20 protein-coding genes and 1 tRNA gene are annotated in these 21,136 nt (G+C 67.6%); 7 read left to right on the top strand and 14 right to left on the bottom strand.

Annotated features, from left to right (window positions below; translation table 11 throughout):
* Nucleotides 1–172 precede the first annotated feature (172 nt).
* Together QC765_RS03945 and metH are read right to left on the bottom strand one after the other, a co-directional pair.
* Nucleotides 173–856 carry an HAD family hydrolase gene (locus QC765_RS03945; protein ID WP_278313098.1) on the bottom strand — a complete coding sequence of 228 codons (684 nt, stop codon included), beginning with the start codon at nucleotides 854–856 and terminating at the stop codon, nucleotides 173–175.
* Nucleotides 849–4,415: a methionine synthase gene (gene metH, locus QC765_RS03940; protein WP_278313097.1), complete on the bottom strand. Its 3,567-nt coding sequence runs from the start codon at nucleotides 4,413–4,415 to the stop codon at nucleotides 849–851. The genes QC765_RS03945 and metH overlap by 8 nt, the downstream gene beginning before the upstream one ends.
* 203 nt (nucleotides 4,416–4,618) lie before the next feature.
* On the opposite strand from metH, the gene QC765_RS03935 reads away from it, so the two are divergent.
* Together QC765_RS03935 and QC765_RS03930 are read left to right on the top strand one after the other, a co-directional pair.
* The gene (locus QC765_RS03935; protein WP_278313143.1) at nucleotides 4,619–5,470 is read left to right on the top strand and encodes a PAC2 family protein; all 852 of its coding nucleotides are present in this window, start codon (nucleotides 4,619–4,621) and stop codon (nucleotides 5,468–5,470) included.
* 75 nt (nucleotides 5,471–5,545) lie between these two features.
* Nucleotides 5,546–5,842 (top strand): hypothetical protein, encoded by a 297-nt coding sequence (locus QC765_RS03930; protein ID WP_278313096.1) that lies wholly within the window; start codon nucleotides 5,546–5,548, stop codon nucleotides 5,840–5,842.
* 69 nt (nucleotides 5,843–5,911) lie between these two features.
* Here QC765_RS03930 and QC765_RS03925 read toward each other — a convergent pair whose 3' ends face one another.
* The 9 genes from QC765_RS03925 to QC765_RS03885 form a co-directional block, all read right to left on the bottom strand.
* Complete coding sequence (locus QC765_RS03925) at nucleotides 5,912–7,282, bottom strand: wax ester/triacylglycerol synthase domain-containing protein (protein WP_278313095.1); 1,371 nt, start codon at nucleotides 7,280–7,282, stop codon at nucleotides 5,912–5,914.
* A 63-nt stretch (nucleotides 7,283–7,345) separates the two neighbouring features.
* Entirely contained in the window at nucleotides 7,346–7,714 is a 369-nt protein-coding gene (locus tag QC765_RS03920; RefSeq protein ID WP_278313094.1) for a hypothetical protein, read from the bottom strand.
* A 364-nt stretch (nucleotides 7,715–8,078) separates the two neighbouring features.
* Nucleotides 8,079–9,332: a cysteine--1-D-myo-inosityl 2-amino-2-deoxy-alpha-D-glucopyranoside ligase gene (gene mshC, locus QC765_RS03915; RefSeq protein WP_278313093.1), complete on the bottom strand. Its 1,254-nt coding sequence runs from the start codon at nucleotides 9,330–9,332 to the stop codon at nucleotides 8,079–8,081.
* A 60-nt stretch (nucleotides 9,333–9,392) separates the two neighbouring features.
* Entirely contained in the window at nucleotides 9,393–10,184 is a 792-nt protein-coding gene (locus QC765_RS03910) for an SCO1664 family protein (protein WP_278313092.1), read from the bottom strand.
* Nucleotides 10,181–10,780, bottom strand: a complete 600-nt coding sequence (locus tag QC765_RS03905; protein ID WP_278313091.1) for a DUF3090 domain-containing protein — start codon at nucleotides 10,778–10,780, stop codon at nucleotides 10,181–10,183. The genes QC765_RS03910 and QC765_RS03905 overlap by 4 nt, the downstream gene beginning before the upstream one ends.
* A 47-nt stretch (nucleotides 10,781–10,827) precedes the next feature.
* The gene (locus QC765_RS03900) at nucleotides 10,828–11,514 is read right to left on the bottom strand and encodes a histidine phosphatase family protein (protein WP_278313090.1); all 687 of its coding nucleotides are present in this window, start codon (nucleotides 11,512–11,514) and stop codon (nucleotides 10,828–10,830) included.
* 63 nt (nucleotides 11,515–11,577) lie between these two features.
* Nucleotides 11,578–12,411 carry an undecaprenyl-diphosphate phosphatase gene (locus QC765_RS03895; RefSeq protein ID WP_278313142.1) on the bottom strand — a complete coding sequence of 278 codons (834 nt, stop codon included), beginning with the start codon at nucleotides 12,409–12,411 and terminating at the stop codon, nucleotides 11,578–11,580.
* A 38-nt stretch (nucleotides 12,412–12,449) separates the two neighbouring features.
* A complete protein-coding gene (locus QC765_RS03890) occupies nucleotides 12,450–13,493 on the bottom strand; it encodes an LLM class F420-dependent oxidoreductase (protein WP_278313089.1) in 1,044 nt (347 codons plus the stop codon).
* Between the two features lie 49 nt (nucleotides 13,494–13,542).
* Nucleotides 13,543–13,917: a hypothetical protein gene (locus QC765_RS03885; RefSeq protein ID WP_278313088.1), complete on the bottom strand. Its 375-nt coding sequence runs from the start codon at nucleotides 13,915–13,917 to the stop codon at nucleotides 13,543–13,545.
* A gap of 206 nt (nucleotides 13,918–14,123) precedes the next feature.
* On the opposite strand from QC765_RS03885, the gene QC765_RS03880 reads away from it, so the two are divergent.
* Nucleotides 14,124–15,167 carry a hypothetical protein gene (locus QC765_RS03880; protein WP_278313087.1) on the top strand — a complete coding sequence of 348 codons (1,044 nt, stop codon included), beginning with the start codon at nucleotides 14,124–14,126 and terminating at the stop codon, nucleotides 15,165–15,167.
* A gap of 21 nt (nucleotides 15,168–15,188) precedes the next feature.
* On the top strand, nucleotides 15,189–16,268 hold the full coding sequence (locus QC765_RS03875) for a quinone-dependent dihydroorotate dehydrogenase (protein ID WP_278313141.1): 1,080 nt from the start codon (nucleotides 15,189–15,191) through the stop codon (nucleotides 16,266–16,268).
* Nucleotides 16,269–16,373: 105 nt separating this feature from the next.
* Here QC765_RS03875 and QC765_RS03870 read toward each other — a convergent pair whose 3' ends face one another.
* Nucleotides 16,374–16,904: a YbhB/YbcL family Raf kinase inhibitor-like protein gene (locus QC765_RS03870; RefSeq protein WP_278313086.1), complete on the bottom strand. Its 531-nt coding sequence runs from the start codon at nucleotides 16,902–16,904 to the stop codon at nucleotides 16,374–16,376.
* Nucleotides 16,905–16,953: 49 nt separating this feature from the next.
* Nucleotides 16,954–18,345 carry a M20/M25/M40 family metallo-hydrolase gene (locus QC765_RS03865; protein WP_373876650.1) on the bottom strand — a complete coding sequence of 464 codons (1,392 nt, stop codon included), beginning with the start codon at nucleotides 18,343–18,345 and terminating at the stop codon, nucleotides 16,954–16,956.
* A gap of 142 nt (nucleotides 18,346–18,487) precedes the next feature.
* Here QC765_RS03865 and QC765_RS03860 point away from each other — a divergent pair.
* Nucleotides 18,488–18,572, top strand: a tRNA-Leu gene (locus tag QC765_RS03860).
* 133 nt (nucleotides 18,573–18,705) lie between these two features.
* On the opposite strand, the gene QC765_RS03855 is transcribed toward QC765_RS03860, so the two are convergent.
* Nucleotides 18,706–19,029: a hypothetical protein gene (locus QC765_RS03855; RefSeq protein WP_278313084.1), complete on the bottom strand. Its 324-nt coding sequence runs from the start codon at nucleotides 19,027–19,029 to the stop codon at nucleotides 18,706–18,708.
* 196 nt (nucleotides 19,030–19,225) lie between these two features.
* Between QC765_RS03855 and QC765_RS03850 the strand changes: the two genes are divergently transcribed.
* Both QC765_RS03850 and QC765_RS03845 read left to right on the top strand, forming a co-directional pair.
* Entirely contained in the window at nucleotides 19,226–20,659 is a 1,434-nt protein-coding gene (locus QC765_RS03850; RefSeq protein ID WP_278313140.1) for an SDR family NAD(P)-dependent oxidoreductase, read from the top strand.
* A gap of 74 nt (nucleotides 20,660–20,733) precedes the next feature.
* A complete protein-coding gene (locus QC765_RS03845) occupies nucleotides 20,734–21,135 on the top strand; it encodes a DUF2784 domain-containing protein (protein ID WP_278313083.1) in 402 nt (133 codons plus the stop codon).
* Nucleotide 21,136 lies beyond the last annotated feature (1 nt).

The following is a 21,136-nucleotide window of genomic DNA, read 5'->3' as shown; positions in this document are numbered from 1 at the left end:
CCTCGGTGCGCGGATGTGCGTCCAGTGCTCAGCGCTCCCCTCATGCCGCGCAGGATGTAGCTATTGGCGTATATACGCTACTCAGCGATCGGCGGGATCGCGAAGCGCGCAGTGGGCGTGCCTGCAGGCCCCGGAGCCCAGCCATTCGACCCGTTGCGATCTTGCCGCGCTGCTAGCTCGGCATCCAGATGGAGCGCAGCTCATCAAGGGTGAGACCCTCGAGGCTGTCGCGCTGGATGCGGCGCGGCCCGGCCGGGACGGGCACCGCGCAGGGGATGACGAGCACGGTCGTGCCCGCGGCCTCGGCGGCGGCGGTGCCGGTCGGCGAGTCCTCGATGGCGAGGCATTCGGCGGGGCGCAGCCCGAGCATTTCGGCTGCTTTCTGATAGGGCTCAGGGTGCGGTTTGCCGAGTTGCACCTCGTCGCCGCACACGATGGCGCCGAACCTGTCCCTCCCGAGAGTGCCTAGCGCCCGCTCGGTCAGGAAACGCTCGGTGTTGGTGACCAGCGCCATGGGAAGTCCGCTGCGGCCAACGAGTTCCAGCGCCTCGCGGGCACCGGGGCGCCATTCGAGGCCCGCGTCGAACAGCTCGGCGGTCTTCGCGCGCAGCCACTTCCGGGCAGTGGCGAGGTCCTCGGGCGTGCAGGGGATGCCGAGATCGTCGAAGAGGATGGTGAGGCTGTGCGCCATGTTGGAGCCGACCATCGATTCGCGTCCCTCTGCGGAGAGGGTGCCGCCGAGTTGCTCCGCGAGCGCTTCCAAGGAGACGTCCCACAGCTTCTCGCTGTCGAGGAGGGTGCCGTCCATGTCCCAGAGGATCGCGGACGGCCCCCCGGTGCTGCCGGGCTCAGACATTGAAGTACTTCGCCTCGGGATGGTGCAGCACGAAGGCATCGGTGGATTGCTCGGGATGCAGCTGATACTCCTCGGACAGCACCACGCCAAGCCGCTCTGGCTCGAGCAGGTCCACGAGCGTGGCACGATCCTCGAGGGTGGGGCAGGCCCCGTAGCCGAAGGAGTAGCGGGCTCCCCGGTACCCAAGGTTGAAGAACTCCTGGACGTCCTCTGGATCATCGCTGGCAACCTTGGTGCCGCTCTCGTAGACGAGTTCCTCGCGCACCCGCTGGTGCCAGTACTCGGCGAGGGCCTCTGTGAGCTGCACGCCGATGCCGTGGACCTCGAGGTAGTCGCGGTAGGCGTTCTCGGCGAACAGGTCATTGGCGAAATCCGCGATGGGCTGGCCCATCGTGACGAGCTGGAAAGGCAGCACATCCACTTGCCCCGTCTCGCGCGCCCGCTCCCGCGAGCGAACGAAGTCCGCCACGCACAGGAACCGGTCCCGCTGCTGCCGGGGGAAGGTGAACGAGCACCGCACGGGGGCATCAGGCTCGGGGGACTCGAGCACGTGCACGGTGTCCTTCTCCGATACCGCGGGGAAGTAGCCATACACGACGGCGGCGTGGGCGAGGATGCCCTCGGTGGCGAGCCGGTCGAGCCAGTAGCGCAGGCGTGGCCGGCCCTCGGTCTCGACGAGCTCCTCGTAGCTGGGCCCCTCGCTGCCCCGGACACCGCGCAGGCCCCACTGCCCCATGAACAGGGCTCGCTCGTCGAGCGTGGTGGAGTAGTCGTTCAAGCTGATTCCCTTGACCACCCTGGTGCCCCAGAACGGTGGCGTGGGCACATCCATGTCGGCAGCAACGTCGGAACGCTCGGGAACGACGATGGGCACTTGCTCGGCCTTGCGCTTCGCGGCGATGCGCTTGGATCGCTCATGCCGCGCCTTGCGCTCCTCCTCCTTGCGGCGGGCCTCGATGGCCTCGGGGCTGTCCGGGTCGGGCCCCTGGCCGCGCTTCTCCGCGATGATCGTGTCCATCAGCCGCAGTCCCTCGAACGCATCGCGGGCATAGCGGACCTGGCCCTCGTAGACCTCCGTCAGATCATTCTCGACGTAGGTGCGGGTGAGGGCGGCCCCGCCGAGCAGGACAGGGAACTGCCCTGCCATGCCGCGCTGGTTGATCTCCTGGAGGTTCTCCTTCATCACCACGGTGGACTTGACGAGCAGGCCGGACATGCCGATGACATCGGCCCGCTGCTCCACGGCGGCATCGAGGATCGTCGAGATGGGCTGCTTGATGCCAAGATTGACGACGTCATAGCCGTTGTTGCTGAGGATGATGTCGACGAGGTTCTTGCCGATGTCATGCACGTCGCCCTTGACGGTGGCGAGCACGATTCGGCCCTTGCCGTCCTCATCAGTGGCTTCCATGTGCGGCTCGAGGTGGGCGACGGCAGTCTTCATCACCTCGGCGGAGGTGAGGACGAACGGTAGCTGCATCTGGCCAGACCCGAAGAGCTCGCCGACCTCCTTCATGCCCGCGAGCAGGTGATCATTGATGATGGCGAGCGGCGGCTTCTCCCCCATCGCCTCATCGAGATCGTCCTCGAGGCCATTGCGCTCACCGTCGACGATGCGCCGCTCGAGCCGATCGAACAGGGGCAGCGCGGCCAGCTCCGCCGCCCGGGACTCGCGCGCCGAGGCCGCGGAGACGCCCTCGAACAGCTCCATGAACGTCTGCAGCGGATCATAGTCATCCCGGCGGCGGTTGTAGACGAGGTCGAACGCGACCTTGCGCTGCTCGTCGCCGATCTTCGACATCGGCAGGATCTTCGACGCGTGCACAATGGCGGTATCGAGCCCGGCCTGGGTGCACTCATGGAGGAACACCGAGTTCAGTACCTGCCGGGCGGCCGCGTTCAGGCCAAAGGAGATGTTCGACACCCCGAGGGTGGTGTGGACGCGGGGGTGCTTCTCCTTGAGCAGCCGGATGGCCTCGATGGTCTCGAGCCCATCCCGGCGCACCTCTTCCTGGCCCGTGGAGATGGGGAACGTGAGGCAATCAACAATGATGTCCTCCTCGAGCAATCCCCAGTTCGTGGTGATGTCCTCGATGAGCCGCTCGGCGATGCGCACCTTCCACTCGGCGGTGCGGGCCTGCCCCTCCTCATCGATGCACAGCGCCACTACTGCGGCCCCGTGCTCCTTGACCAGCCGCATGATCTTCTGGAACCGCGAATCCGGCCCGGCGCCGTCCTCGTAGTTCACCGAGTTGACGGCGCACCGCCCGCCCAGGTGCTCGAGACCGGCCCGCAGCACCTCCGGCTCGGTCGAATCGAGCATGATCGGCAGCGTCGAGGAGGTGGCGAGGCGGGAGGCGACCTCGGACATGTCCGCGGAGCCATCACGGCCGACGTAGTCGATGCACAGGTCCAGCATGTGCGCGCCATCGCGCGTCTGGTCCTTGGCGATGTCGAGGCACTTCTGCCAATCGGCGTCGAGCATGGCATCGCGGAATGCCTTGGAGCCATTGGCGTTGGTGCGCTCGCCGATCATCAGGATGGAGCTGTCCTGCTCGAACGGGACAGCCGAGTACAGCGATGCCACGCCCGGCTCGGGTCGCGGATCCCGGTGAGCCTTCTCGACGGCACGGACCGCGTCCCGAACCGCGGTGATGTGCTCGGGAGTGGTGCCGCAGCAGCCCCCTACCAGGCTCAGTCCGTAGTCGGTGACGAATCCGGTGAGCGCGGTGGCGAGCTCGTCGGCAGTCAGGGGATACTCGGCGCCGTTGCGCCCGAGAACCGGGAGCCCCGCGTTGGGCATCACCGACACGGGCAGCCGGGAATGCTTGGACAGATGGCGCAGGTGCTCGCTCATCTCCTCGGGCCCGGTGGCGCAGTTGAGCCCGATCATGTCGATGCCCAGTGGCTCGAGCGCGGTCAGCGCGGCGCCGATCTCGCTGCCGAGCAGCATCGTTCCCGTGGTCTCCATGGTGACGTGCGTGATGATGGGCAGGCGCGTCCCGGACTTGTCCATCGCGTGCTGCGCGCCAATGATCGCCGCCTTGACCTGCAGCAGGTCCTGGCTCGTCTCGATGAGGATCGCGTCCGCGCCCCCATCGATCATGCCGAGCGCGCACTCGGAATAGGCATCGCGCAGCGCAGCGAAAGGCGCATGGCCGAGCGTGGGCAGCTTCGTGCCCGGGCCGATCGACCCCAGCACGAAGCGCCCGATGCCATCCGCGCCGGGGCTGTACTCGTCGCATGCCTCGCGCGCGAGGCGGGTGCCCTGCTCGGCGAGATCCCGGATGCGATCCTCGATGTCATAGTCCGCGAGGTTCGGCAGGTTGCACCCGAACGTATTGGTCTCGATCGCGTCCGCGCCCGCCTCGAGATAGGACAGGTGGATATGACGCAGGACATCGGGCCGCGTCTCGTTCAGGATCTCGTTGCAGCCCTCGAGGCCGCGGAAGTCGTCGAGGGTGAGTTCCGCCGCCTGCAGCATCGTGCCCATCGCGCCGTCGCCGATCAGGACACGGCGGGACAAGGCATCGAGAAACTTCGACGAAGGCACAGGCATGGTCTCCAGGGTAATGGTCGGGGCCGACAATCCTCATCATCGGTGCTCGCGCTGCCGCGCGAGAGCAGATCGCCACGCTACCTGCTCCGCCAGTCGGGCCGAAACCAAGCACCGGCACGCGGGCCGGGCCCAATCGGTCGTAGGCTGCATATGTGAGCTTCCGCTACGAGACCAACGACCCGCCAGCCCTGCGTGCCCCCATCATGGTGGCCGCGTTCGAGGGATGGAACGATGCGGGCGACGCCGCCACCGATGCGGTGGAGTACCTGGAGCTCATCTGGGATGCCTCGCCGCTGGCTGAGCTCGACGCCGACGACTACTACGACTACCAGGTCAACCGGCCCAACGTGCAACTGGTCAACGGCATAACCCGCGAGGTGACCTGGCCCAGCACGCGCATCTCGGCCTGCACGCCACCGGGCAGCGAGCATGACCTCGTGCTGCTGCGCGGAATCGAGCCCAACTTCCGGTGGAAGACCTTCTGCGACGAGCTCCTCGGGCTCGCCGAGTCCCTCGGTGTGACCCGCATCATCCTCATCGGGGCACTGCTCGCCGACACCCCGCATACCCGTCCCGTTCCCGTAACGGGCACGGCATTCAGCGCCGAGGTCGCCAAGCAGTACGGTCTGGAGCAGACCAAGTACGAGGGCCCCACCGGCATCGTGGGAGTGCTGCAGGACCAGTGCGTGCGGCGCGGGATTCCCGCCGTGAGCTTCTGGGCCGCGATCCCGCACTATGTCGCGCAGCCCCCCAATCCCAAGGGCACCGTCGCGCTGCTGCGCCGCATCGAGGATGTCCTTGATGTGGAGGTCCCGCTCGGCGAGATGCCCGTCCAGGCCGAGGAATGGGAGCAGGCCATCAGCGAGATGGCCGAGGACGACGAGGAGATCGCGGAGTACGTCCGTGCGCTCGAGGAGCGCGGCGACGCCGAGGATGATCTCGGGCAACTGGCATCGAAGATCGATGGTGACGATATCGCCCACGAGTTCGAGCGCTACCTGCGTCGCCGCGGCCCCGGCACAGCGGGCGGGCATGGGCCAGGCTCGCCTGCCTAGCCGCGCGCCTCGCGCTCGCGCCGCGGATCCGGGATCCTGGAGGAGTACCACCCACGTCGAGAACAGGAGGGTCGCATGTTCGCCATCCTCGCGCTGGTCGCCATCGCACTGATAACCGCGACCGTGCTCGCGTTCGCGGCGAGCGGCCCCAGGACGTACTGGCGGGCCAGCGCTGCCTTGCTCTGGGCAGGGGTCGGCGTGTTCATCGCCCGCGCCACGGTGCTCGAGGATCTCGATGGATTGCCGTTCCTCCTGCCGCTAGCGATGCTGCTGCTGATTGCCGGCAGCATCGCCACCTACACGCGTGTCATCGTCAGCACCCTGGAAACGCTGGAACGCCGGGACGGCCCTGCGCGACGCCGCCCCTGGTAGGAGCCAGCGGTCTCAGGGAGGAACCGTCCCTGGTTGTTGCCGTCACTGGCCACGCGGGGCGGCGGTGGCCTACCGCGCGGCGCGCATCGTGGCAAGCTCCTGCTCGAACGCTTCCCGGTATGAATCCGGGTCGGTGATGCTCCCCGACAAGGACAGGACGCCGATCGTCATGTCATCGCCCAGGGTGGAGACCCAGTGAGCAACTCCCAGCCCCTCGATGAACGGGACCGCAAAGGACCGATAGATGGGCGCCCCGCCTAGCGCGAGAGGTCCGGGACCGATCGGGACATTGACGAGCACCGCGTTGGCCATGGGCGCCTGGGGCCCCTTCGCCCGCCGTCGCTGCAGCCGGCCCAGCAGCTTCAGCGCCTGCGGGAGGAACAGGGGCGGTATCGCTTGCATGGCACGTTCCCCGTGCAACCGCGGCCCCTCGGCGAGCCCGGTCTTGATCCGCCCCGATGCCTTGGCGATCGCGGCGAGCCGCACCAGCGGATCCTCGATATCTGTGCGCAAGGGAAAGATCACCATGGCAAAATCGTTGCCCAGCAACCTCTCCCGGCCATCCGTGCTCGGCGCGGTCGAAACAGTGACGATCGATCTCAGCGACTCCAGGGGCAGCGTCGCATGCTCCCGCAGGTATCGGCGCAGCGCACCGCCGATCACCGACAGCACGGCATCGTTCACCGTCGCGCCGGCGATGCTGGCCCGCGCCTCGTTCATTGCTCGGAGCGAGGTCGTGACGATGAAGTAGTGGCGCCCCGTGCCCGATGGATCGGTGGCCGCGCGTGGTCCGCTGCCGCCGAGCCCGTCGATCGGCCCGCCGGTCCGCCCCGATCTGGCCCGCGCGTGCCCGAGGCTCGTGACGATCCGCCGAGCGCGCCGCGGCAGCTCGGCGATATTGATCGCGGAGATCGCAGCGGCGGTCGGGGCTGCCCGGGCGCGCTTTCCCGGCGAAGCGCCCGCAAGAGCGAGGGGCGCCACCGCCAGGAGGGCCCGCACGAATCCTGCAGAGGCTGCTCCGTCCATCGCGGCGTGCTCGGTGCGAACGACGAGAGCCATCGTCCCCGGCCTGGTGCCGTGGCCCTCGGGCACCCCGGTCAGGAGCATCACATGCCAGGGAGGGCGAAGCGGATCGAGGCGCTCATAGCGGATCGCGACGAGACGGTCGCAGAACTCCTGCCAGGTCAGCGCCGGGTCGAGTGCCTCGACACAGACATGCTCGGCGATATCGAAGCCTGGATCAAGGACGAGGTGGCTGCTGCCCAGGCCGGCTGGAGCGCGGACGAGGCGGGACTGGAAACAGGGATGATGCTCGAGGCGCTCAGCGACTAGCTGGCGCAACGATTCCGGCGTATCAGGAACTGACACCGCCTGACTGGGGTCTAGCAGCAGGACGTGCATGATCGCTGACGCCTGCGCCGCCTCGTTCAAATGGGTCATCCAGGTGCTGGTGTCATCGAGCCTCACTACTCGAAGCTACTCCGCGTGGCCTGGCTGATCCACCTAGCTAGCCAGCGCGACGGGACGGGCCGCGCGCAACGCTGGCGCGATCGTCAAGGAGTAGCCACTCGAGCCCGTCTGGCTGACTCCCGCGGTATAGGTCGGGGGGCACCAGGCCTCGATCCCGGAGTGCTCCCCCGGTTCGCCCAGGTACAGGAACACCGGGCGATCGCGGTCACCGCCGACATGGAGCGTCAACCCATGCGCGTTGGTCGCGGGGACCCGGATAGCGACCGTAGCTTGGGGAGGGACCGTCCCGGAGACTGGCACGGGGTGACGTGTTGACGCCAGGGCAAGCGAGGCTGGCGAATCGACGACGAGTGGCTCGGCTGTGAGGTTGGTCACGCTGATGGTCAAGGCGGCAGTGCGCATCGTGTTGATCTCCACCTAGGTCTGCAGTGCGGCTTGGGCGCGCGCCGCGCGTAGCGAGCGCGACGTTCTACCCTGACTATCGGTAGTTGCTGGAGCAATGTTTCAGGATTGCCCGTGAATTCCCGGCAAACACGGTGTGATAGCGCACACAAGATGACTTCCGGCAGCGGGCCCGAGTGGGCAGGCCGACTTGGGTTCGGGCTCGGGCTCGGGCTCGGGTTTGGGCGGGCTCGGGCTCGGGCTCGGGCGGTAGAAGCACTGGAAACTGTCAAACGCGATAGAAAGCAAGCCCCGTTTTCCGCAGCTTCTATCGCGTTTGCGGCAGCACGCCACCCGCGGCCTCGCGCCAGCCTGGTCCAGCCCGCTAGCCCCGCAGCGGCACTCCGAGCAGGGCGTCGACGGCGGCGGCAACGTCCGCACCAGCCGTGGCGCTCCGGCCACCCCGGTCCGTGGCCTCCGCTGCCCAGAAATCCAGCGCGGCCAGCGCGCCCGGCGTGTTCAAGTCATCGGCGAGATGCCTGCGCACCTCGGCGATGACGCCCGAGGCGTCAGGCGCCCCGTCCTGCCGGACTGCGTCGCGCCAGCGGGCAAGCCTGCGCTCCGCGTCGGCGAGCAGCTCGTCCGTCCAGTGCCGGTCCTCGCGGTAGTGCCCGTTGAGCAGCGCCAAGCGGATCGCGGCAGGATCCACCCCTTGCCCGCGCAGTCGCGAGACGAACACGAGGTTCCCGCGGCTCTTGGACATCTTCTCGCCGTCGAGGCCGATCATCCCGGTATGCACGTAGTGCCGCGCCATGCGATGCGCGCCCGTCGCGGCCTCGGCGTGCGCCGCGGAGAACTCGTGGTGCGGGAAGATGAGATCGCTGCCGCCGCCCTGGATGTCGAAGCCAACGCCGATGCGATTGAGCGCGATGGCCGAGCATTCGATGTGCCAGCCGGGCCGTCCCGTGCCGAAGGGTGACTCCCAGGAGGGCTCGCCGGGCCGGGCCGCGCGCCACACCAGTGCATCGAGCGGATCCCGCTTGCCTGGCCGCTCGGGGTCGCCACCGCGCTCGGCGAAGAAGCGACTCATGGTCTCTGCGTCATAGCCTGACTCATAGCCGAACTGCTCGGTCGCGGAGATGGGGAAATACACATCCGGGTACTCGGGATCGTCGACGGTGTAGGCGTGGCCTGAGGCAACAAGCTTCTCGACCATCTCGATGACTTCGTTGATCGACTCGACAGCCCCGATGTAGTCGCGCGGCGGGAGCACCCGCAGGGCCTCCATGTCCTCGCGGAAAAGCGCTGTCTCGCGCATTCCCAGGACGATCCAGTCCTCGCCATCGCGCTCGGCGCGCTCGAAGAGTGGATCGTCGACATCGGTGACATTCTGCACGTAGTGCACATCGTGCCCGAGGTCGCGCAGCACGCGGTTGATGATGTCGAAGGCAAGATAGGTGGCAGCATGCCCGAGATGCGTGGCGTCGTACGGAGTGATGCCGCACACGTACATCGTGGCGGTCGGGCCGGGAGCCACGGGCCGCAGCGCGCGATCGGCGGTGTCGAACAGGCGGAGCGCCGGGCCACGGCGATGCGGTGCCCCGATGGAGGGCAGATCAGGGGCAGACCAGGACAGCATGTCTCCCACTGTAGGCGCTGCGCCCCGCCTCGCCACAGTCGCGCGCCTTCCGGCCCGCAGCTACCAGAGTGGCCACGGGATGGGGTTCGGTGATGCGGGAAGAGGCATTGAGCCTGATTCCCTCAGCCACTCTGTCCGATCGCGAAGCGCCGTGAGCTCAGCGAAGGTGAGATGCTCGGCCAGCTCCTCCGCGAGGCTCCCCTCGAGCGCGATGGCGAGCGCGCCCAGGCGGTCACGCTCGTTGTCGGCAAGCGGATGCCCGGCCCACCCCCACAGGACCGTGCGCAGCTTGTCATCGGAATGCAGGCAGATCCCATGATCGATCGCGTGGATCCGTCCATGCTTGTCGCGCAGGACGTGACCACCCTTGCGATCGGTGTTGTTCAGCACCACATCAAGCAGAGCGATCTCGCGCAGTCGCGGATCGTCGCGGTGCGCGATGACCAGCTCCTGCGGCGGGTCGTCGTCGGACCACGCGCGCAGCACGGGCAGGTAGCCCGGCTCAATCGCCGAGGCCGGAAAAACACCAACGAGATCGTCGGTGTCCTCGCTCGTGTCGATCCATTCCTGCACCATCCCTGGCCCGTGCGGGCCGTCGCGCAGCACGGTCACCGGTATGGCACCGATGCCGAGCGCCCTATCGATGAGGAACGCCGCGCGCTCGCGCCCGGCCAGCGTTCCGTCGGGAAAGTCCCAGAGCGGCCGCTCGCCGCGCACGGGCTTGTAGATGCAGCGCTGCCAGGTCCCGTCGAGCTGCGCGTCGCACAGGAAGCTGACGTTGCTCGCGGCCGGGATGCGGCCCAGTATCGCGAGCTCGCCCTCGCCGAGCACGCCCGCGGTGCCCGTGGTCACTCGTCGTCGTCGCTCTCGGGCGCTTCATGCGGATCGATGTGCACGCCACGGCGGTAGCCATTGAGCCGGATGCACAGGTGCCCCTCGGGATCGAGTGGCTCGCCGCAGAGCGGGCAGGTCGGCCGGCCCGCCGAGACGATGGAATGGGCGCGCGCCACGAACTCCCGCGCCTGCTCGGGCACCAGGAAGACACGCAGGGCGTCGGGCCCCTCCTCCGCGTCGCCGAGCACGACGGACTCATCGACCTCGCCCTCGGTGATGGCGAGCAGCTCGACGACCACCGAACCGGCCTCAGCGTCCCAGCCGAGGCCCATCGTGCCGACCCGGAACTCCGGCTCCACCGGGCTGATGAGCGGATCGGTATCGGAGAACTCATCGGCGGGTGGTGGCACGGGAGCTCCGAACCGCTTGCGCACCTCGTCGAGCATTGCCCCGACGCGGTCGGCGAGCACCTGCACCTGTTGCTTCTCGAGCATCACGGAGACCACGCGCTTCTCATGGGTCGCTTGCAGGTAGAACGTGCGATCGCCGGGCTGCCCGACGGTTCCGGCGATGAAACGATCGGGGCTGCGGAAAACATGGATCACGCGTGACATGGCTTCTCCAACCCTACTGTGTGCGGTTTCGGTAGCGCGACTCGATGCTAGCGAGGCACATGGCCACCCACCGCAGCCTCCGATGACGTGCCGCCGCCATCCCCATGGTGCCCGAGCCCGTCGAAGCTCGAGCCGTGGTCGTTCAAGTGGTGCAGGAACGGGCGCGTCTCGGTGTATCGGATCACGCTCACCGAGCCGGGCTCGACGACGATCCGCTGGAACCCGTCGAGGTGCAGGCCCAGCGCATCCGCCACGACCGCCTTGATGATGTCCCCATGCGAGCAGGCCAGCCACGCGACATCGCGACCGTGCTCCACGCGCAGCTGCTCATCGTGCTCGCGGATCGCGGCGACTGCGCGGGCCTGCATCGCTGGCATCGACTCCCCTCCAGGGAACGCCACAGCCGCTGGGTGCTGCTGGACCACCCGCCACAATGGCTCATTCATCAGGTCGGCCAGCGAACGGCCCGTCCACGAGCCATAGTCGACCTCGATGAGCCGATCGTCAGCGATCGGCTCGACGCCGAGGCGCTCGGCCAGTGGCGCGATGGTCTGCGCGCAGCGCAGCAATGGCGAATGCACGATGCCGACGAGCGGCACCCCGGATAGCCGCTCCACCAGGTCGCTTGCCTGGGCCAGGCCACGCTCGTCGAGGCTGATGCCGCTGCTGCGCCCGGCGAGGATGCCGGAGGTATTGGCGTGGGATCGACCATGGCGCAGCAGCAGGACCGTCATGCCCTCACTGTAATGCCGGTGCAGGAGGCCGTGCCCCAGCCATGGCGGGAGCCTAGCCCGCGGTCACGTCGCGCTGATCGTGCCCGCCGACAGCAGTGCCAGCATGATCACGCCGACGATCACCCGGTATCCCACGAACCACATCATCGAGTAGCTCTGGACGAACCGCAGGAACCAGGCAATGGTGGCGTAGCCGATGATGAACGTGATCACGGTCGTCACCACGAGCTGCAGCGCCGTGGCGCTCAGGCCCGTTCCCGCCGGATCGAACGCATCGGGCAGGCTGAACAAGCCCGATGCCACCACGGCGGGGATGGCGAGGAAGAACGAGAACCGGGCGGCGGCGTAGCGATCGAGGCCCATCGCGAGGCCCGCGGTCATGGTGCCGCCAGAGCGGGAGACCCCGGGGATCAGCGCGAACGCCTGCGCGATGCCCATGCCGACGGCGTCCTTGCCGTTGATCTCCGCGACGGGACGACGCTTGCTGCCCCAGTAGTCGGCGGCACCGAGCAGCAGGCCGGCGATGATGAACATCCACGCGATGATCCACAGGTTGCGCGCCCCCTCACGAACCTCGTCGCGGAAGATGAAGCCGAGCACGCCGATGGGCAACGAGCCGATGATGATGTACCAGCCCATCCGGTACTCGAACGCCTGGCGCGCCTCCTTGCTGATGAGGCCATGCAGCCAGCCGCGCGCGATGGAGTAGATGTCCTTGGCGAAGAACACCAGCACCGCGGCCTCGGTGCCCAGCTGGGAGACCGCGGTGAACGATGCTCCCGCGTCAGTGCCAAAGATCAGCTCATCGGCCAGGCGCATGTGCCCGGAGGACGAGATGGGCAGGAACTCGGTGAGCCCCTGGATGATCGACAGCACGATCACTTGCAGCCAGGACATGTGCTCGGCCGTCCCGGCGGCCTGCGCCACGAGCTGGTTCACTCAGCGACTCCTGACTTCTCGTACGCCTCGATGGCGGTGCGCAGGACGGAGAACGGATCGAGTCCAGGCATCACGCTGATGATCAGATTGGTGACGCCCGCCTCGGCATACGCGCGCATCTTCTCCGCGATCCGGTCGACCGGGCCGAGCAAGCCGACCTCGTCGAGGAACTCCACGGGCAGCGCGGCCTGCGCGTCGGCGTAGCGCTTGGCGAGGAAGTGCTCCTGCACCTCGTCCGCTGCGCCGCCGTAGCCCATTCGGGTGGCGTTCTGATGGTAGAAGTTCTTCTCCCGGCTGCCCATTCCGCCCACGTAGAGCGCGGTGAACATGCGGGTCGCGTCCGCGGCCGCGCGCCAGTCATCGCCGGGCACCAAGGGAAGGGTGGGCGCCACGTCGAATCCGGCGAGCGTCTTGCCTGCCTTCGCCCGGCCCGCTTCCACATGCGCGAGCTGGTCGGGCAGCATTCCTGGCGAGGCGAACATGCCGAGCCAGCCATCGGCGATCTCCCCGGATAGCTCCAGGTTGCGCGGCCCGATCGCTGCCAGATAGATGGGGATGTCCTCGCGCGCGCCCTGCACCGTCAGGTGGATGGGCTTGCCCGGACCATCGGGCAGCGGCAGGGTGTAGTGCTTGCCCTGGTGGACGAGCTTCTCGCGGCGCAGCGCGGACCGCACGATGTCCACGTACTCGCGGGTTCGAGCGAGCGGCTGGGAGAACCGCACGCCGTGCCAGCCCTCGGAGACCTGTGGGCCCGAGACGCCCAGGCCGAGCCGGAAGCGGTGACCGGACATCGTGTCGAGGGTCGCTGCGGTCATTGCGGTCATGGCCGGGGTGCGCGCCGGGATCTGCATGACCGCGGATCCGATGTCGATGCGGGAGGTGTGCGCGGCGATCCAGGACATCACCGTGGCGGCATCGGAGCCATAGGCCTCCGCCACCCAGACCGAGGAGAATCCCAGCTCCTCCGCCCGCTTCGCCACCTCGAGGTTGCCACCGTCGTTGCCGAGCCCCCAGTAGCCAGCATTCAGGCCGAGTTTCATGGCTAGAACGGTACCGCGCGATCGGTGTTGGCGGCGCGCGGACGGCGGATCAGCAAGAGCTGTGGCTCGGCTCCCGCCAGACGAGCAGGGACGTGACGCGGTGGAGCCACGAGGCAAGCGCGCTCTCGGCGCGCGCATGATCGAGCCGGTGCTCGGTATCGGTCACCGCGTCGCGGACTGCCGCGACGACGCTGCGCTCGTCAGCGACGTCGATGTCGACGATGGAGAGGTCCGCTGCGCCTGCGACATCCGTCGTGTCGGGTACGGTTGTCGAGAGCCCAGGTCGGTACACCTCCACGTGCAGGAGGTGATTGCGGACCTGGAAGGTGAAGGTGCGCCCATCGGGCGTCTGCCCGAACCCGTGGGCGTAGGGATCGAGGGAAAGGTCGTCGATGACAAAGCCGGAAGCGGTGTCCGCTGTCATGCCATTACCTCCATGCTGGTGAGTAACCACGTTGTTCCTCTAGACACGCAGAGCGCAATGGTTGGTTCGAGGCGCGACCGCCGTGGGCGCATCCCTTACCATTGCAACGCTCACGGTACCGCCAACGACACGCCCGCATCGCGCTTTTCGCGAGGCTTGTCGTGTCAGCACGCGTCGTCCCGCGCACTGGAAGGCCCTATCCCATCGTGAATACACGCCGATCCCTCCCCGCCGTGCTCGCGCTGGCGTGCGCCCTTGCCCTGCCGGGCTGCGGCGACCAGTCGGGTTCCCCAAACGTGCCCACCGTGCCTCCGGCGACCCCTGCAGCGGCTCCCGAGCAGGTCGATACCGAGGGCCTCGACATCGTGCCGCTCGAAGCCCGGGTCCATGGCATCCACTGGGATGCCACTACCGGCTCGACCATCATGCTCGCCGAGCAGGCAGTCCTCATTGCCCGCGGGCTCGCCACCGCGCCCACCGATGCGCCGCCGGAGGACCTTGAGCGGATCGAGCTCCCCGGCACCCCCACTGCCCTCGCCCTCGACGGTGCCGGCACGGCCTACGTCACTGCTGGAGCCTCAGTGCTCGCGATGGACCTCGCGCGCCCGCGGCCGCGCGAGATCGCCCGCCTCGACGGATCAGCGACCCTTGCCTCCATCACGTTCATCGACAACCACGCGATCGCGGTCGGCACCAGCGACGGGGCCATCCACGTCCTCGATCCCGCATCGGAATCGCGGTCGCTGGGCGAGCCCGAGATCACCGGCCTCGTCGGCACCGATGTGCTCGTCAGCGTGGGCGGCAGCGTTGCCGCGCTCGACCGCCGCCAGTCCAAGATCACCGAGGTACTGCTCGAGCAGGAAACCGTGGGCTTCGCGCTCCGAGCGGGCAACGGCGCATCGACCATGATCACCGATCCGCGGGGACGCATCCTCGTCGCCAATACGCGCGACGGGGAGCTGCTGGTGTACTCGCTCGACCGGCTCATCCTGCGCCAGCGCTATCCAATCCCCGGCGCGCCCCACGGCATTGCCTACGATGCACGGGAGGACGTCGCCTGGATCACCCAGACCGGCCACAACGAGATTGGCGCCTACACGCTCGACACCGGGATACCTGTGGAGGTCGCCCGGTATTCGACCGTGCGGCAACCCGACTCTGTCACCATTGACAGCGACAATGGTTTTGTCTACATAGCGTCCGCGACCGGTGATGGCATCCAGCGCATCCGGACCTCGGACGCACGCTAGCCGCACGATCAGGGAGAAATGGTGTACCGCATACTGCTGAGGCTGATGTTCCTCCTGCCCCCGGAGGTCATCCATCGGTTCGTGTTTGGCGCGATCAAGGTCGTGGGCATCATCCGGCCCTTGAGCTGGATCAGCAACGCCCTGCTCGCCCGCCACGACCCGATCCTTCGCAGCACTGCCTTCGGCGTCGAGTTCCCCGCCCCGCTTGGGCTCGCCGCGGGGTTCGACAAGAACGCGGCTGCCGTCAACTCCTGGGGCCCCATCGGCTTCGGCTATGCCGAGATCGGCACCGTCACCGCGCACCCGCAGCCCGGCAACCCCGCGCCACGGCTGTTCCGCCTGCCCGCCGACCACGCCCTCATCAATCGCATGGGCTTCAACAACCACGGCGCCGGCTTTGCCACCAACAACCTCCGCAAGCGACGAACCAGCATTCCCATCGCTGCCAATATCGGCAAGACCAAGATCGTGCCCACCGATGAGGCCATCAACGACTATCTCGCCTCCGCGCGCCTGCTCGGGCCGCTCTCCGACTTCCTGGTTGTCAACGTCAGCAGCCCCAACACCCCAGGGCTGCGCGATCTCCAGGCCGTCGAGTCCCTGCGCCCACTCCTCACGGCCATCCGCGCCGCCGTCACCGTGCCTGTCCTCGTCAAGATCGCCCCAGACCTCTCCGACGAGGACATCGACGCCGTGGCAGATCTAGCGCTTGACCTCGAGCTCGACGGCATCGTCGCCACGAACACCACCATCTCTCGCGCGGGCCTCAATACCCCGGCGGCCGAGGTCGAGGCCATGGGGGCCGGCGGGCTCTCGGGCGCCCCTGTCGCTGACCGCTCACTGGCGGTGCTCCGGCGACTGCATCGCCGGACCGGCGGGCGCATCACCCTCGTCTCCGCGGGCGGCATCGAGACGGTCGACCAGGCCTGGCAACGCATCCAGGCCGGCGCCTCCCTCCTCCAGGGATACACCGGCTACATCTACGGCGGACCGCTGTGGCCCCGCCGCATCCACCAGGGCATCGCCCGAAAGCTCCGCGCCCACGGCTACGCGTCGCTCGCGGAAGCGGTCGGCAGCGAGAACCGGCAAGGCGCCCGCTAGCGCTCGAGGATTGCCCCCGGCCGCGGGAACCAGGCCTGAAAGTGGAAGCTCTTCCCGCTCGGGCGGGGAAAAGCTTCCACTTCTGGCCGCGCGGGCAGAAGCCCGCTACTCCTGGCTGTAGGTGCCAACGATCACGGCGCGAGCGATGGCCTGCGAGAAGAGGTTGAACCCGAGGAACGCGGGCGTCGCGGTCTCGGACAGGTCAATGCTCTCGGTCGCCACGGCGTGCACCGCGATGAAGTAGTGGTGGATCCCATGACCGGCAGGCGGTCCGGCGCCGATGTAGCCACGGAAGCCAGCGTCGTTGCCCAGCTGCACAGCACCATCGGGAATGGCGTTGCTGTCCTTCGCGCCGGCGCCGGAGGGCAGGTCGGTGACGCTGGCGGGGATGTTGGCCACGGCCCAGTGCCAGAAGCCGGATCCTGTGGGGGCATCGGGGTCGAGGACGGTGACGGCGAAGCTCTTCGTCTCCTCGGGAAATCCACTCCAGGACAGCTGCGGGGAGATGTCCTCTCCGCCCGCGCCCAGCATCCCGGACACCTGGGGCATGGCGAGGCGCTCGCCATCGGTGACATCTGTGGACGTCACGGTGAAGGTGGGCAGCACGGGCAATGAGGCGTAGGGATTGATGACCATTGCGCTTCCTCTCGTTGTTCTCGTTGTAGCAGTGAGTTGTCGAGCCGGGCTAGCAGCGCCTGAGCAATTCTCCCAGGACGCGGGTTCCGAAGCGCAGCGCGTCGACGGGTACTCGCTCGTCGATACCGTGGAACAGCGAGGCAAAATCGAGATCGGGCGGCAGCTTCAACGGAGAGAACCCGAAGCAGCGGATCCCGAGCTTGGCGAACGCCTTCGCATCCGTCCCGCCGGAGAGCATGTAGGGCACGGTGCGCGCGCCGGGGTCCTGAGACAGCAGCGCATCGTTCATGGCATCGACGAGGTCTCCATCGAACGTCGTCTCGTAGCTATCGAGCTTGGTCACCCATTCGCGGGTCACGTCGGGGCCGAGCAGCTCATCGACCTCCTTCTCGAACGCGGCCTGTCGACCGGGCAGCACGCGGCAGTCGACCACCGCCTCGGCGGTCTGCGGGATGACGTTGGCCTTGTAGCCGGCGCGGAGCATCGTGGGGTTGGCGGTATCGCGGAGGGTGGCGCCAATGATGCGGGAGATGCTGCCGAGCTTGGCGAGGGTGCCCTCGAGATCGGGGGAATCCGGGGAGAGGTCGAGTCCGGTCTCCTCCCCTACTGCCGCGAGGAACTGCTGCACCGATTCGGTGAGCACCAGCGGGAACCGGTGCCGGCCAAGCCGGGCCACGGCCTCCGCGAGGTAGGTGACGGCATTGTCCTCGTGCAGGAAGGAGCCGTGTCCGGCGCGGGCCTTCGCGGTCAGCTTCATCCAGGCGATGCCCTTCTCGGCCGTCTCCACGAGGTACAGGCGCCTATCGGTGCCGTCCGGCCGGGGCACCGTGAGGGAGAAGCCGCCAACCTCGCCGATCGCCTCGGTGACACCGTCGAAGAGGTCGGGCCGGTTCTCCACCAGCCAGTGGGAACCGAACTTGCCGCCCGCTTCCTCATCGGCGAGGAACGCGAACACCAGATCGCGGGGTGGCACGGTGCCCTCGCGCTTGAACTGCCGGGCGAGGGCGATGGTCATGCCGACCATGTCCTTCATGTCGATCGCGCCGCGGCCCCACACGTAGCCGTCCTCCACCGCGCCGGAGAAGGGGTGCACGCTCCAATCAGCTGGCTCGGCGGGAACGACGTCGAGGTGGCCGTGGATCATCAAGGCTCCGCGAGCGGGGTCCGCACCCGCCAGCCGGGCGAAGACATTGCCGCGGCCCGGCCCGCCCGACTCGACGTAGGTGGTCTCGTACCCGGCCTCCTGCAGCTGCTCGGCGACCCATTCGGCACAGGGGCGCTCGGGGTTGAGGGTCTCGGGATCGCCGGTGTTCGTGGTATCGAAGCGGATGAGGCGGCTGACGATATCCACGACCTCCGCCTCGGCGGCGCTGTGGCGTTCCCCCGCGGTTCCGCTGGCGGGAACAGGCTCGGATCCTGGAGTGCTGTGCTTGTCGGCCATCACACTCCTTTCCTACCATCGCGGGAGGGGGAAGTCAGGGATGCTTGGCTGGATTACCCCAAACATGCGGTTTGAGCAGCGGATTTTGGACTACGTGCATCGATGGGCTAACCTATCTCGGCACGCGCAAAAAACCGCGCATGTCCGGGTGGCGGAAATGGCAGACGCGCTAGCTTGAGGTGCTAGTGCCCGTATAGGGCGTGGGGGTTCAAGTCCCCCCTCGGACACAGAAGAAACACCCTGCATCAGCACGATGCAGGGTGTTTTTCATTGCTCCAGGTTTTCATTGCTCCAGGGTGAAGCTGAAGCGCTAGCTGGTTCGCGGTGCTCCTCTGGCTCGGCTCAGCACCCGCCCAGCGATCAGCGCCGTCGCTGGTCCTCGTGCTTCGAGATCTCCTTGTCGAGCTGGCTCCACAGCTCGTCGCGCACCTCCGCGAGGGCTTTCTCGATCTGCTGCTCGGTGGAAGTGGCCACGAGCTTGGGCATGCCGGAGATCCAGCATTCGAGGACGACGCGCTGCGATGGGGTGTCTCGCTCCTTGACCGAGATCTCCATCTCTACCTGCTCCGGCATCCAGCGGGAAAGCCTGGCATCGAGGCGGCCAAAGAGGATCCCATTGATCACATCGCTATCGTCGCTGGTGAACTGGGGGACGATCCGCACGCGGTCGGCGTAATCGCTCATCGGAGCTCCATTCATTGCTGGTGGTGATGCCCCCTCGATGCTAGTCCCGGAATTCACGATGCCGCTGGTGGAGCGGTATCATCGACGCCGCGCCCGGGCTAGCCCGGGCCGCTTGACCGAGACGACGGCACGATCGCGCGCGGGGTGGCTCGACGGCCCGGCGACTGGAGCACAGAATGGCTGGCACGTACCCCTCATGATCGATCCTGACGAGCTGGCGACCTGCCTGCGCGTGCTGGAGCAAGCCGGTGAGCTTGATCCCGAGCATCCCGATTCCCTCACCGTGCAGCGCGCGGTGGGTGGCTTGTTCAAGTCCCTGAAGCGGCGCCGCCGCGTGCAGGCCCGGGCGGAGAAGAACTCCCATGACCGGGCGATCATCGAGTCGACCGCCACGGGCTCGCCGACACGCATCGATGATGAGACCGAGGGCATCCCGCTGACGTCCACGGCGCGGGGCGCTTCGGCGGGCACGCTGCTCCAGCCCCAGGGCTGCTACATCTGCAAGACCGACTACACCCAGATCGATGCGTTCTATCACCAGCTCTGCCCGCAGTGCGCGGCCTCGAGCCACGCGAAGCGTGACGCCCGCACGGATCTCACTGGACGACGCGCCCTGCTTACCGGTGGCCGTGCCAAGATCGGCATGTACATCGCTCTGCGGCTGCTCCGCGATGGCGCGCACACCACCATCACGACACGGTTCCCGCAGGATGCCGTGCGCCGGTTCGCCGCGATGGAGGACAGCGGCGACTGGATGCACCGGCTCCGCATCGTCGGAATCGATCTGCGTGATCCCGCGCAGGTGGTGTCGTTGGCAGAACTGATGCAGGGGGATGGTCGGCTAGACATCCTCATCAACAATGCCGCGCAGACCGTGCGCCGCTCCCCCGGTGCCTACAGCGCGCTCGCCGACGCCGAGTCGGCCCCGCTGCCCTCGGGCGAGCTCGCGGAGGTCGTGACCTTCGGCAAGCCCAGCCAGCTGCACCCCGCCGCGCTCACGGGTGATCTTGATGTGGCGGCGATGGACGCCTCCCGGCTCGACGCCGCCACGGTGACCTCGCTGGCCCTGCGGGCAGGCTCCGCGACGGTGGAGCGCATCAGCCAGGGCGTCGCGATCGACGCGGGCGGGCTGCTGCCCGACCTCGCGCGGTCCAACAGCTGGGTGCAGCGCGTCCACGAGGTCGATCCGCTGGAGCTGCTCGAGGTGCAGCTGTGCAACTCGGTCGCCCCGTTCATCCTGGTGTCCCGCCTGCGCGCCACCCTGGCAGCCTCCCCTGCTCGCCGCAAGTACATCGTGAACGTCTCGGCGATGGAGGGCCAGTTCTCGCGGCGCTACAAGGGTCCCGGGCATCCGCACACCAACATGGCGAAAGCCGCGCTGAACATGCTCACCCGCACGAGCGCGGAGGACATGAAGGACGAGGGCATCCTGATGACCGCTGTGGACACGGGCTGGATCACCGATGAGCGCCCCCACTACACCAAGGTGCGGCTCGCCGAGGAGGGCTTCCACGCGCCCCTCGATCTCGTCGACGGCGCGGCGCGCGTGTATGACCCGATCGTGCAGGGCGAGAACGGCGTGGACCTGTATGGCTGCTTCCTCAAGGACTACAAGCCCTCCGCATGGTGACACGGCGTTCGTCCTTCCCGGATGCTGAGTCTGCCGGGCCCGCCTAGCATGGAGGGAAAGGCAGGAGGCGGACCATGCTTTACCGGATCATCGGCGATGTCACCATGGTCACGCATTTCCTGTTCCTCGCCTACGCGATGCTCGGGGGCTTCCTGGCCTGGCGCTGGCCGCGCACGATCATCCTGCATGTGCTGTGCGTGGCGTGGGCCGTGGGGCTGACGGTCATCAACATGCTGGGCGTGGCGTGGTACTGCCCGCTCACCTATGTCGAGGACTGGGCGCGCGACCGTGCTGGCGAGGAGGGGCTGCCCGAGTCGGGCTTCATCGACCACTACCTGACCGGCGTGATCTACCCGGAGCAATATCTTGGCCTCGCCCGGGCGGCACTGCTCGGATGCGTGATCGTGTCGTGGATCGGGTTCATCGTGATCCGGCGTCGGTACCGGCACCGGCAGGGCAGCCTCGTGGCGCGCTAGC

Origin of the sequence: Hoyosella levis, from assembly GCF_026008515.1 — a bacterium.
GTDB classification, from domain to species: Bacteria; Actinomycetota; Actinomycetes; order Mycobacteriales; family Mycobacteriaceae; genus Lolliginicoccus; species Lolliginicoccus levis.
This window is presented reverse-complemented; position numbering and strand designations above follow the sequence as displayed.